This is a genomic window from Niallia sp. Marseille-Q9988 (genome assembly GCF_976954375.1).
This window is the reverse complement of record NZ_CDRJSZ010000010.1, coordinates 109,244-121,661: the sequence shown is the minus strand read 5'-3', so window position 1 is coordinate 121,661 and position 12,418 is coordinate 109,244. Positions and strand designations below refer to the sequence as shown.

12 protein-coding genes are annotated in these 12,418 nt (G+C 36.5%); 5 read left to right on the top strand and 7 right to left on the bottom strand.

The window, feature by feature from the left end:
* Positions 1 to 13 precede the first annotated feature (13 nt).
* From ACWNMZ_RS18275 to ACWNMZ_RS18255, 5 genes are all read right to left on the bottom strand, one after another.
* On the bottom strand, positions 14 to 559 hold the full coding sequence (locus ACWNMZ_RS18275) for a transposase (protein ID WP_449598749.1): 546 nt from the start codon (positions 557 to 559) through the stop codon (positions 14 to 16).
* Positions 559 to 2,094 (bottom strand): YifB family Mg chelatase-like AAA ATPase, encoded by a 1,536-nt coding sequence (locus ACWNMZ_RS18270; RefSeq protein ID WP_441993847.1) that lies wholly within the window; start codon positions 2,092 to 2,094, stop codon positions 559 to 561. The genes ACWNMZ_RS18275 and ACWNMZ_RS18270 overlap by 1 nt, the downstream gene beginning before the upstream one ends.
* A gap of 393 nt (positions 2,095 to 2,487) precedes the next feature.
* Positions 2,488 to 2,805 carry a hypothetical protein gene (locus tag ACWNMZ_RS18265; RefSeq protein ID WP_449598738.1) on the bottom strand — a complete coding sequence of 106 codons (318 nt, stop codon included), beginning with the start codon at positions 2,803 to 2,805 and terminating at the stop codon, positions 2,488 to 2,490.
* Positions 2,806 to 3,137: 332 nt separating this feature from the next.
* A complete protein-coding gene (locus tag ACWNMZ_RS18260) occupies positions 3,138 to 4,070 on the bottom strand; it encodes an ATP-binding protein (RefSeq protein ID WP_449598748.1) in 933 nt (310 codons plus the stop codon).
* Positions 4,071 to 4,834: 764 nt separating this feature from the next.
* Positions 4,835 to 4,990 (bottom strand): hypothetical protein, encoded by a 156-nt coding sequence (locus tag ACWNMZ_RS18255; protein WP_449598747.1) that lies wholly within the window; start codon positions 4,988 to 4,990, stop codon positions 4,835 to 4,837.
* Between the two features lie 269 nt (positions 4,991 to 5,259).
* On the opposite strand from ACWNMZ_RS18255, the gene ACWNMZ_RS18250 reads away from it, so the two are divergent.
* Entirely contained in the window at positions 5,260 to 7,170 is a 1,911-nt protein-coding gene (locus ACWNMZ_RS18250) for an AAA family ATPase (protein ID WP_449598746.1), read from the top strand.
* A gap of 380 nt (positions 7,171 to 7,550) precedes the next feature.
* Entirely contained in the window at positions 7,551 to 7,775 is a 225-nt protein-coding gene (locus tag ACWNMZ_RS18245; RefSeq protein ID WP_449598745.1) for an integrase, read from the top strand.
* Positions 7,776 to 7,838: 63 nt separating this feature from the next.
* Here the strand turns inward: ACWNMZ_RS18245 and ACWNMZ_RS18240 are convergent, their stop codons facing one another.
* Both ACWNMZ_RS18240 and ACWNMZ_RS18235 read right to left on the bottom strand, forming a co-directional pair.
* Positions 7,839 to 8,606 carry a DUF6710 family protein gene (locus tag ACWNMZ_RS18240; protein ID WP_449598744.1) on the bottom strand — a complete coding sequence of 256 codons (768 nt, stop codon included), beginning with the start codon at positions 8,604 to 8,606 and terminating at the stop codon, positions 7,839 to 7,841.
* A 556-nt stretch (positions 8,607 to 9,162) separates the two neighbouring features.
* Complete coding sequence (locus tag ACWNMZ_RS18235; protein ID WP_449598743.1) at positions 9,163 to 9,726, bottom strand: HNH endonuclease; 564 nt, start codon at positions 9,724 to 9,726, stop codon at positions 9,163 to 9,165.
* Positions 9,727 to 9,780: 54 nt separating this feature from the next.
* Here ACWNMZ_RS18235 and ACWNMZ_RS18230 point away from each other — a divergent pair, with 54 nt between their 5' ends.
* From ACWNMZ_RS18230 to istB, 3 genes are all read left to right on the top strand, one after another.
* Positions 9,781 to 9,963 carry a hypothetical protein gene (locus ACWNMZ_RS18230; RefSeq protein ID WP_235251879.1) on the top strand — a complete coding sequence of 61 codons (183 nt, stop codon included), beginning with the start codon at positions 9,781 to 9,783 and terminating at the stop codon, positions 9,961 to 9,963.
* A gap of 356 nt (positions 9,964 to 10,319) precedes the next feature.
* Entirely contained in the window at positions 10,320 to 11,639 is a 1,320-nt protein-coding gene (locus ACWNMZ_RS18225) for an IS21/IS408/IS1162 family transposase (protein ID WP_449598742.1), read from the top strand.
* Positions 11,636 to 12,409, top strand: coding sequence for an IS21-like element helper ATPase IstB (gene istB, locus ACWNMZ_RS18220; protein ID WP_449598741.1), 774 nt, complete (start codon positions 11,636 to 11,638; stop codon positions 12,407 to 12,409). Before ACWNMZ_RS18225 ends, istB begins: the two co-directional genes overlap by 4 nt.
* Positions 12,410 to 12,418 lie beyond the last annotated feature (9 nt).

Genomic DNA, 12,418 nt, shown 5'->3' with positions numbered 1-12,418 from the left:
CAAGAGTTTTATATCATTTAAAGGTTATGCTACTACAATACTTTTCCCGTTTCTGTGTCGATGTTCCTTCATAATAATCTAGTAAAAAATTCACATTCATAAAACAAGGTACTGTCGAATTCTTCTTATAATATTGATAGCTACTCCAAGGATAGTATTCTGCGAGCTTAACCATCCTCGCCTCAACTGGGTTAAGGTGTATATAACGGCTAACTTCTAACATACCTTCTTTGTTCTCAATAATTTTGTCATAAAAACGTTTTTCAAAGACATGGCCGGTTAAACGGTATTTGGTGTTATAGTAATTGGCATAACGTTTATTGATCAGTGCCATTAGCTTTGAAATGGGTACTTCACTAGAACGCAATTGGAAATGGAAATGATTATTCATAAGGCAATAGGAGGCGATTTCAAAGGGGTACTTTTCGTAGAGTTGTGTTAGGATATGAAGAAATGCTTGAAAATCACTGGCATTCCGAAACAAAGGGTCACGTCGATTTCCTCTGGAAACAATATGATAAAATCGCTCTGGTGTATACACTCGTTTCTTATAGGGCATTATTTCTCCCTCGCAATCGTCGTTTGTTTATTCTGCCCCCAGCGTCTTAAGGTCATCGCTTCCCAAATGGCTTGATCAGCTATTCTTTCTTCCCCTGCTAAATCAGAAATGGTCCTTGCGAGTCTGATAATTTTTATCTGAACACGGTTGCTCCAGTTTTGCTTAGAAGAAATTTGGGTGAGTGTCTTTTTCTGTTCTGTTGTCAAGGCACTCGTTTCCACCAAAATGTCAAACGGAACCTTCGCATTGGATACTTCTTGTTGATACCGTTCATACTGGCGCACGCGCGCTTTTTCCACTCTTTTACGAATATCATTAGAAGATTCTTGCGTCGTGGAGGACCGGTTAACATTAACTGACTGTAAGGATAAAAGGATGTCCATTCGGTCATAGATAGGACCGGACAACCGATTTCGGTAGGCTTGAATTTGCTTTTGGGAACAGGTGCAATAATGATGAAGAGAACCGAGGTATCCACATGGACAAGGGTTCATAGCACCTATTAGGATAAAAGAAGCTGGATACGTCACTGTAGAATGCGCTCTGCTAATGGTTACTTCACCTGTTTCGAGTGGTTGACGGAGCATATCAAGCGTTTTTTTGGAGAATTCTGCAATCTCATCGAGAAAAAGAATCCCATGGTGAGCCATCGAAATTTCACCTGGTCGCGGGTTCGATCCACCACCAATAATGGCGACAGCAGAAGCAGAATGGTGGGGATGTCTGAAAGGAACAGATGGAACATGGATGCGTTTTTCACGAGCAAGCTGATACAAACTCATCACTTCGAGTTGTGCTTGATTTGTTAATGAAGGTAGGATGGAAGGAAAAGATTCAGCTAACAAGCTCTTTCCACAACCAGGAGGACCATTCATCAGCAAATTATGCTCACCAGCTGCAGCAATTTCTAATGCTCTTTTTGCTTTCTCATGTCCAATCACATGACAGAAGTCCTTTTGATGTGTGGCAATCTCTGGTGTTAGATGATTCTCTGAGGAAAAAGAAGGTTGAGACAGCATGCTTTCTTGCCCTTCCAAATGCTGAACGACTTCCTCGATATGAGACACAACTATACATTCAATATCCTGTAGCATATGGAGTGGCAGCACCGAATCATAAGGTAAATACACTCGTTTGATCCCAAGTCCCCTTGCCGCAATAACTGCAGGTAGTATCCCTTCTCCACTCACAACCGAACCATCAAGGGATAATGCCCCAATGAACGCCGTATCTGTGGGAATCTCACGCTTCACCTCCCCCAGTTCCTTCAAAGCAGCAATTGCGATAGCCAGATCAAATAGCGAACCATTTTTCTTTTGATCAGGCGGAGATAGATTCACAACTACCTTCTTATCCGTCACATCCAAATCAAAATGAGCAATCGACGCCAACACCCTCTCTCGAGACTCCTTAACAGAAGCATCAGGCAACCCAACAATCACCATAGACTCCGTGTCCTGCGATATCCGCACCTCCACCTGAACACGGTACCCCTCTAATCCTTTCAAACCAATACTTGAAACCTTTACGGTCATACAAAACCCTCCAAACTATTTCGTTTTATAGTCGATGAATGAAAATAATTGAGAAAGAAACAATTCAAGAAAGAATAAAATAGGAAGATAAATCAATCGAGGTTAAAATAGAAGGAATTCTTTTTAGAACAAGAACAACTAACAGAGGGAAAGATATAATCTACCACTTCAATATTCTACAAAATAATCAAATTTCCTGCCAAAAATGAAAATAAAAAGAAAGAAGACAACAATATAACTGCTGTACTTCTCTTTGACAAATTCCATCGGCAATCCCACAAAACACTCTTGTAAAACTTTCCTGTGAAACAAGATTATTCGGGATTTCACTGTGACCTAAACTTTTCTACAATAGTCATTGAGTCAACCTAGATTTATATATCTCTTTATTAACTACCGAGTTCTCATTACTCTGGCTAAATTTAATTTGTTTTTGTTGAATGTTCTTGGAAAATTCCCATAATAACCAATGTCTTTTTTTGCATGTTTCATATTTGATATACCAGCTAATAAGTCATCGAAGTAGGAAAGATGTTCATATACTGCATTCTCTGTATGTTCACTTAAAATTTCATACTCTTGATATAACCTGTGTGCGTACTGCCTAGTTATTTCTTTAGTCGCTTTAGCATCTTTGTTTTCAATTTCTCGTCTATAGTCATCCATAATATTAATAAAAGGCTCATTTTTAATTGGGGTCCAGTGCGGCATAGTATCACTCCATAATTTTTTACTTACTATTTCAATACAAGAGAGAAAAATTCCTGTCGAACTAACTATTCTCTACAGAGAAAAAAGGATTATATTTAACTATTCAAATATAGCACTACTGCTGTACTTCTCCTTTAGCAATTTCACACAAATTCTCTCGTAGAACTTCCTGTGAAACAAGATTTTTCAGTGCCTCACTGTGCAGCAAGAATTTATTATCGGTTCGCCATTGGAAAGGGAAAAACGCCACCCCCCTCCAATATCCAACTACTATTTAAGTTTATCATTCACTCAATCTAATTCTCTACCAATCTTCGACATATTTCGGGGCGTCACTGTGACCAAGAATTCAGTGGTTGACGGAGCATATCAAGCGTTTTTTTGGAGAATTCTGCAATCTCATCGAGAAAAAGAATCCCATGGTGAGCCATCGAAATTTCACCTGGTCGCGGGTTCGATCCACCACCAATAATGGCGACAGCAGAAGCAGAATGGTGGGGATGTCTGAAAGGAACAGATGGAACATGGATGCGTTTTTCACGAGCAAGCTGATACAAACTCATCACTTCGAGTTGTGCTTGATTTGTTAATGAAGGTAGGATGGAAGGAAAAGATTCAGCTAACAAGCTCTTTCCACAACCAGGAGGACCATTCATCAGCAAATTATGCTCACCAGCTGCAGCAATTTCTAATGCTCTTTTTGCTTTCTCATGTCCAATCACATGACAGAAGTCCTTTTGATGTGTGGCAATCTCTGGTGTTAGATGATTCTCTGAGGAAAAAGAAGGTTGAGACAGCATGCTTTCTTGCCCTTCCAAATGCTGAACGACTTCCTCGATATGAGACACAACTATACATTCAATATCCTGTAGCATATGGAGTGGCAGCACCGAATCATAAGGTAAATACACTCGTTTGATCCCAAGTCCCCTTGCCGCAATAACTGCAGGTAGTATCCCTTCTCCACTCACAACCGAACCATCAAGGGATAATGCCCCAATGAACGCCGTATCTGTGGGAATCTCACGCTTCACCTCCCCCAGTTCCTTCAAAGCAGCAATTGCGATAGCCAGATCAAATAGCGAACCATTTTTCTTTTGATCAGGCGGAGATAGATTCACAACTACCTTCTTATCCGTCACATCCAAATCAAAATGAGCAATCGACGCCAACACCCTCTCTCGAGACTCCTTAACAGAAGCATCAGGCAACCCAACAATCACCATAGACTCCGTGTCCTGCGATATCCGCACCTCCACCTGCACACGGTAGCCCTCCAAACCTTTCAAACCAATACTTGAAACTTTTGAAGTCATACAACTCCCTCCAAACTATTTATTTTTATAGTACAATGAATGAAAATTAACCGGGAAAGAAACAATTCAAGAAAGATTAAAATAGGAAGATAAATCAATCGAGGTTAATATAGAAGAAAATCTTTTTTAGAACAAGAACAACTGAACAACTAACAGAGGGAAAGATATAATCTACCACTTCAATATTCTACAAAATAATCAAATTTCCTGCCAAAATGAAAATAAAAAGAAAGAAGTACAACAATACACTTGCTGTACTTCTTCTTTAACAATATCTATAACCATCACAAATAAAACGTCCGTGAAACTTTCCTGTGAAACAAGATTATTCGAGGCTCACTGTGCACCATACATGAAGAAATTCAAGAAATGTTTCTATGATCATCTCCTCCTTTCCTAAACGGAAAAAAGCGCAACAACCAACCATCCTCACAACATTCAGTTGCTATTTCAGTTCGTCACATTCACACAATCTAATTCTCTATCAATCTTCGACAAATTTTGGGGCGTCACAGTGACCATAAGTTCATTCCTAGCGGATACAATTTTAGAGGTTTTACTTTATAAAAAAGGACAAAAACTTGACTCAATCTTTAGCATGACACATAGTTGAAAGCAATTGTTATAAGCTATATAATAAACGTATATAATGAAAAAGAGAAGTGCGCGAACACTTCTCTCTGCAACCTCTACCGTCAGGGTGTGGTTGTCAATTAAATATTATTTTGGTTGAGAACCACCCTTTTTTGCTTGCGACGGCGTTGGGTGGTTTTCTTGTTTTCTAATATGTTCATCCGAAAGAAATAGGCGCTTATCTCACGCACAATCCCCTTCAGAACTTCACGAAGAAATTCAAGAAATGTTTCCATGATTATCACCTCCTTTCCTAAACCGGAAAGAAGCACAACAACCAACCACCCTCACAATATTCAGTTGCTATTTCAGTTTATCACATTCACACAATCTAACTCTCTATCAATCTTCGACAAATTTCGGGCCGTCACTGTGACCAAGAGTTCTTTATCGGGGATATCTTACACCTCTTACTAAATGTGTCTTTTATGTGAATTTTTTACTTACCATCACCTTTTCTTGATTTTATGGTAATATTTACATAATAATAGAAAGGAGTGAAAATATGAGATTACATTCATTAAGTATTAAGGGTTTTAAAAGACACTATAATAGTGAGTTCGTATTTTCGGATGCAACTTTTTTGATAGGTTCAAATAATGCAGGAAAAAGTACCGTTTTTAAGGCATTAAACTACCTTTTGAGCGATAAGAGGAAAATGGAAGAAGGAGATTTTCTACATTTTCTAAATGAGAGTAATGAAAATGAAAGAGTTGCTAATGAAATTGAGTTTACTGCAATATTTCGAAATGTACCTGAACACGCAAAGACTTGGAGAGGGTTTAATAGTCATCGGTTATTTACATATAATGATAAAGAAATTGCTGACGAGTCTAGTTTACAAATTGAGTATAGAAAAACTTATACTTTTAGTAGTGATTGTAAAGTTGAAATAAAACAAAAAAAATTAACATTAAAAGAAAAATACCTTGAATGCAAAAAAATAAGTGATTTTCTTAAGGCTGGATTATCCCAAGACATAAAAAATTTAGCTTTCGGTGACAAAAATGAAAATACTAAAATAAATGAAAAGTTAATAAAAGAATTGCAAGAATTAGATATAGAAGTGTTAGAAGAATTTTTTGATGTAGATAATTCCGAAGTAATTTGGTTTGAGAACCCTGGTGGAATAGCAGGAAATGTAATATCAAAGCTACCAAAATTTTTATTAATTCCCGATATTGCAAACGCTGATGAATTATCAGGAAAAAAAGGAGCCTTGGTTAATACGCTGACAAGTTTATTTGATGATGTTAGAGAATCATCAAGAAATTTTGAACAAGCTCAGTTTTATTTAAATGAGTTAGCGAAAGAATTAGATCCAGATGATGAAAACAGTGAATTTCATAAGTTACTTAACGAGTTAAATAAGGTTGTAGGAGATGTTTTTCCTCAAACAAGTTTTCTAGCAAAGGCAAATTTATCGGATGCTAACCAAGTTATTGTGCCGACATTTGATATAAGCTTAGGAAGTAATATTAGTACTGATGTAAGTAATCAAGGTACTGGTGTTATTCGTTCGGCTATTTTTGCTTTGCTACGTTATCGAAGTATTAGAGAGAATAGAATTAAAAAAGCCTCAAGTGAATATGTTCGTCCTTTAATAATAGGTTTTGAAGAACCTGAAATTTATTTACATCCAAAGGCTGCAATCCAAATGAGGGACACTATTTATGAATTAGCATGTGAAAATAACAATCAAATTATTGCTACAACACACTCACCGTATATGATAGATCTTTCAAAAAAATCTTCACAGGTATTGAATTGTTTTAGTCTTGAAGCTGTCAAAGCAGAAATAAATAATAGAATTGTAGAGTTTGAGCAGGTTAAGGTTCGACCATTGAATGTTACTGAAGCATTTAAAAAATTACAAGCAGAGGAAAAGTCATTCCTAAAAATGCTAATAAAAATTGATGATAGTATAGCAAAAATTTTCTTTGCAAAAAATGTGCTTATAGTAGAAGGAGATACAGAGGAAGTAGTATTAAAAGAATCAATCGCAAGACTGCCAGAGGAGATAAGAAAAGAAATAACTTATAATTGGGAAATTGTTAAGGCAAGAGGTAAAGCAGTTATTATTTCATTAGTAAAATATTTGAAAATTTTAGGTATACATCCCTGGGTTATTCATGACAAGGACAGCAATACTCCAAAAGCAGCTCAGTATAATAATCCGATATTAATGGCTCTAGGGGATCCTAGTAAAAGATTTATGCTTGAAAATTGTATTGAAGATGTTTTAGGATATAAAGCTCCATCTTACGAAAAACCGTATAAAGCTTATGAGTATATAAAAAATAGTTGGACTAATGAATGGGACAGCATTTCTCCAGTTTGGAAAGAGCTACTAGAAACAATTTTTGACTTAGAAGGTTATGTTACTAACCTTGAAGCAGCTGCTACAAAAGAATAGAATTCCCAAATAAACTCACAAAAAAGATTAAGAATCATTAAACAACTTAATCTTTTTTGTTATAATATTATTTAAAATTTCAAATGAATTTTCATTTGAAATTGATACCTTCCTTTCCAATTTTCTGGATAGAGAAATTCCTCAATCCATTTATCTTGTTAGTTGTTGTTACGCTTTTTTCCGATTAGGAAAGGAGATGATAGACATAGAATCATTTCTTGAATAATTCCTGCCACTGAAATGTACCACCCCAGACATAGTTTTTACCATTGAATGACATGTAATGTACCAGTATACGCCATGCTTTTACTACTTCATACCTTTGTATAATTAATGAGCATACCTGCGGGGGTGACATTTTTTATATGGATGTATTTTTTATGATTCATTATCAAAAGATACTAAAGTTACACGATGAGAGAATCATTCTTAGCGGCATCGCTGCAAGTACTGGTAACTCTCGTCAAAAAGTAACAGAGATGATTCATCTTGCTGAAAAGAAGGGATTAGTCTATCCGCTAGACGAAAAAATGACAGATAACAAACTTGCTGTACTTCCTCTTTCACAAACATCAATAACAATTCTTACACACAACCTCCCGTGAAACATCCCTGTGAAACAAGATTATTCGAAGTGTCACTGTGACCAAGAATTTCAGGTGGTTATGTTAATAGCTTATTGAGTTCTCTTTCATTAAACGACCAATCTCAAAAACAGCTGCAATTTCAGCATTTTTAACCGGTGAAATTATAAGCCCATCTTCTTTACGAGAATAATTGATTCCATCACAATGCACATAATCATATACGTCACTTATATCATAAATAGCTTCTGGTTTAATGCTTCCCTTCCCTTGAATGATACCGACTGATATAGAGTGATTTCCTCCATGGACCCATGCAATTCCCATTGGTAACCATAAGTCCACACAATGATTGTAATCTTGTCGCCAAGGCCCATCTTCTCTTCCTTCACCAATGCGAGCAATACAATCAACAATCCTCGTCTTTCTCCAGGACCACGGTAATACTAAATCACGATTTAATAAAATAGTTTTTTCCTCTTTTAACTCTCTAACTACATCATAAAATTCCTTTCCATCCTGCGACAGTATTGCTCGTAAATCAAAAAGAACCTCTTCTGGAAACAGGCTAGGTAAGTCTGACTCATAATTTACATAAAGTAAATTGGTTAAATATTGCGTTTGAATTTTTCTACCAATAAGTCGTATAACATCAACTAACGGATGCTCTGCTTCTTTATTTAGAGGACCGTTAACTTCTTCTAATTTATTTGTCTGATCCAAAACTGATTTAGCAAACTTCATTATACTATCAAAATCTTCTTTATTCCTTTTTTTATTAATTCTTCTGTGCATTTCATTTAACTGTTCTTTTGCGCTTTTCTCCCGCTTCTTTCTTATTTTATGGAACAAATAACCGCCCCCCTTCAAATGATACATATGAATTAAATAGGCAAAAAAGACTTAACATTTCATACAAAAACCATAGGAAAAACACATGATTTGTAATACTAAAGAATACTAGAATACTAGCTATTCTTCAATAATATACATAATTAACTATGAAAAATTGAGGGGCATCATAAACATGGGGATGAAATTAATTTAAATATCAAAAAATGAGGATATCTATGAACAGGATGCACTATTGGCTAAAACAAGAGTTCTTATATTAGAAAATGTGAGTATACGATTTTCAGAATGGGCTTAGATAATTCAATCGAGGTTAAAAAAGAAGGAATTCTTTATAGAACAAGAACATCTATCAGAGGGAAAGAAACATACCACTCCAATATTCTACAAAATAATCAAATTTCCTGCCAAAATGAAAATAAAAAAAGAAGACAACAATACACTTGCTGTACTTCTTCTTTAATAAATTCCATCAACAATCACGCACAAAGCCTCCCGTGAAACTTTCCTGTGAAACAAGATTATTCGGGATTTCACTGTGACCTATAGTTCTTAGTTACTTGACTTTTTTCACTACTAGCGAATACCACTGTTTGATATATTCAATTTGTAAAAAGTCCGGATATTTTTCAACATAGTTCAAGAACCAATGTACCAAGCCATCCCACTCATCTAAATTACCTTGTGGTTGAATCTCCCATCCCAATTGTTTTAGGGTAAAGTTCGATTTGGCACTATTTCGTATCATGGAAGTACAGATAAGATTACTGTCATCATTCGTGCCACCCTGAGCTATTGGCTTAATATGATCGATTGTGGGCATCAGCTCCCAATATGCAATATGGCACTCACTCATTTTCCAGTTCTTGTGAAAAGGAAAACTGTCAGGAAATTTGATTGATAAAAGTCGAAGCACCGGAGGGAAAATTAGCTTATAGCCACTATAACGATCTATAAAACCATCACGCAAAAATATTTCCAGCATTTTTGATTTTGTATAGGAGCGATTTAAATGTTCGATATTTTGAAAGGGATATTGCCTATTAATTATCTCTTCTGCTTTGTTTTCGTTATTTGAGTCTAGTAAATTGCATACCTGTTTTAACACATCTGCTTCCATTACAGTTCCCTCTCTTTATTGTAATATAAGATTTCAACTTGATACTAGTACATAATGATTCTAAAAAGTATAAGTGGAACATTTGAAAAGCATCATTTTTTTCACCCAATCCTATTCGAAATGTCAGGTGTTAGTATTTCTTACTTTTCACTTCTTATTAAACAATCTTGGGAACTTGGAAAATTAAATAGAGAAATATACGAATTAAAATGTCGTCTAGAAATTAATCCATTATAATCATAAAAATCCCCTACCTGAAGAGCCAAGGGAGGGGATTTTCAATCTAATTATGAAGATAAAAGGGGGGGATGAATTGTCACCAATGAGTACATTTCTGTCCTTACTAAGAAAGTGCTCTATTGCTTAACCTAATTAGATTCATTAAACTGATCCGAATTTATATTGTCTACTTTTTAGATCTCGATGCACTGTGACCAAGAATTTGTTTTTCCGAAGACATAAGCGCAACAAACAACCACCATCGTACTATTCAGTTGCTATTTCAGTTAATCACACACATAATCTAACTCTCTATCAACCTTCGACAAATCTCGGGTTGTCACTGTGACCTTACCTTCAAGGAACATCCAGACATGTCTGGAGCACAGATTTTTGATTGGCTGGAGGAAAAATTAAAAGTAGATTCCGTTACCGAGGGAACAGTAAGAAACTATGTAAATGAGTTGCGGGAGGCTTACCATATTCCTAAAGTAGTATCTGAAAGGGAGTTTAGCGTAGTCCCTGAACTTCCTATGGGGCAGCAGATTCAAGTCGATTTCGGTCAAAAAAGGATACCGACAACAGATGGAAAGTACAAAAGGCTTTATTTCATTGGGTTTATACTAGCCTGCTCAAGATACAAATACGTGGAGTGGCTGGACCATCCTTTTCAAGCAAGAGATCTTATCAGAATGCATGAGAACGCCTTTCGTTATTTTGGAGGAATGTCTATTGAAATGGTTTACGACCAAGATCGTTTATTAGCAGTTAGCGAGAATGCGGGTGATCTTATTATGACAGCGGAATTCACTAAGTATCAACAGACAAGGAAGTTCAAAGTTTATCTCTGTAGGAAATCAGACCCTCAGTCAAAGGGTAAAATTGAACAGGTAGTGAAATATGTAAAAAATAATTTTGCGAAGAATCGTACTTATGATAATTTAATAGATTGGCAGGATTCCTGTGCAAGATGGTTAAAGCGCACCGGTAACTATAAGGTTCACCATAATACAAAAAAGAGACCCATTGATGTGCACGCCCTGGAAAAGCAACACTTACAAAAGGTCTCCGGTACTTATATCTTTGAAGATATCTTTGTTTCCAGTATAACAAGAAATATCCATAAGGACAATGTTGTTCGTGTGGATGGGAATAGGTATAGTGTACCTCTAGGTACCTATCGGAAAGATGCCCCCAATATTGCTTACGTAGAAAAAGATGCGGAGCATTTATACATACGTCTGCAGCAAAATGGCCAAGTCTTGGCAAAGCATAAAATCGCAGAAGGAAGAGGACTTATCATATCAGATCCTTCACACAGGAAACGCAATCAAACAAAACGCGACCTGTTAATACAGCAGACTGAAGGGATGTTGGAGGATAAAGAAACAGCAAAGTGGCTTATCGACATATTAGCTGAACAATATCCGCGTCATTTGATTGATCAATTAAAAGTGGTTCAATCTGTCATCTTAAAGTATCCATCTTTCGTGAAGGAAGCCATTCATGAAATGAGACGTCTACGGCTGACAAGTGCTAATGACTTACGAGATATCGCGCAATCTATAGACATCCAAAGTAGAAAGAATAAGCAGGTCACAGGAGTCTTGAATGAGAAATATAAGGACCTCATTGCCCCTGCGCGAAAAGAGGACATATATTTTAGTATTCTTCAAGGAGGTGGAGATCGTTGAGTCAACCATATGAAATCCTTCAAGATAAGTGCCGAACCTTACGACTGGCTGAAACAGCTAAAGAGTTACCTAACCTTTTGAGAGAAGCTGAAGCAAGGGGGTGGACCTATTATGAGTTCATCCATGAGATTCTTAGTCATGAAATGGCCTGTAGAGAAAGAAAGAATAGCGAAAAACTGATGAAGTGGGCCGAGTTTCCAGAAGTTCTAACATTTGATAACTTTCGACTAGAAGAACAGACAGCAATTGGAGAGAAACAACTGAATATATTAAAGCAGTTGTCATGGGTTGATGAATGTTTCACCCTAATCATGATGGGGCCAACAGGTGTCGGCAAGACTCATCTATCAACAGCCCTTGGCATTCACGCCATCGAGCATGGATACCAGGTCTCCTTTATATCCATGGATCGCTTAATCTATGTGTTAAAGTCGAAAGAGTATGTCGGAAAGTCCCGAACGAGATATAAACGTATCACTCAATCTGATTTAATCATTATTGATGATGTCATGTATATGGCCTATGAACCGCAGGACGCTCATCTGTTCTTTCAATTTATTTATGAAATGTACGATAAGGCAGCGTTCATCCTTACATCCAACAAAGGTCCTGGAGAATGGGGAAAGTTTCTAGGAGATACAACGTTAACTACAGCGATATTAGACCGTCTTCTCCACCGAAGTGAGATTTTAACCTTTAGCGAAGAGCAGGATAGTATCAGAATGAAATATCGAAAAGCATTATTCGAAATTCAGAAGGAAGAATTATAAAAGGGAGAT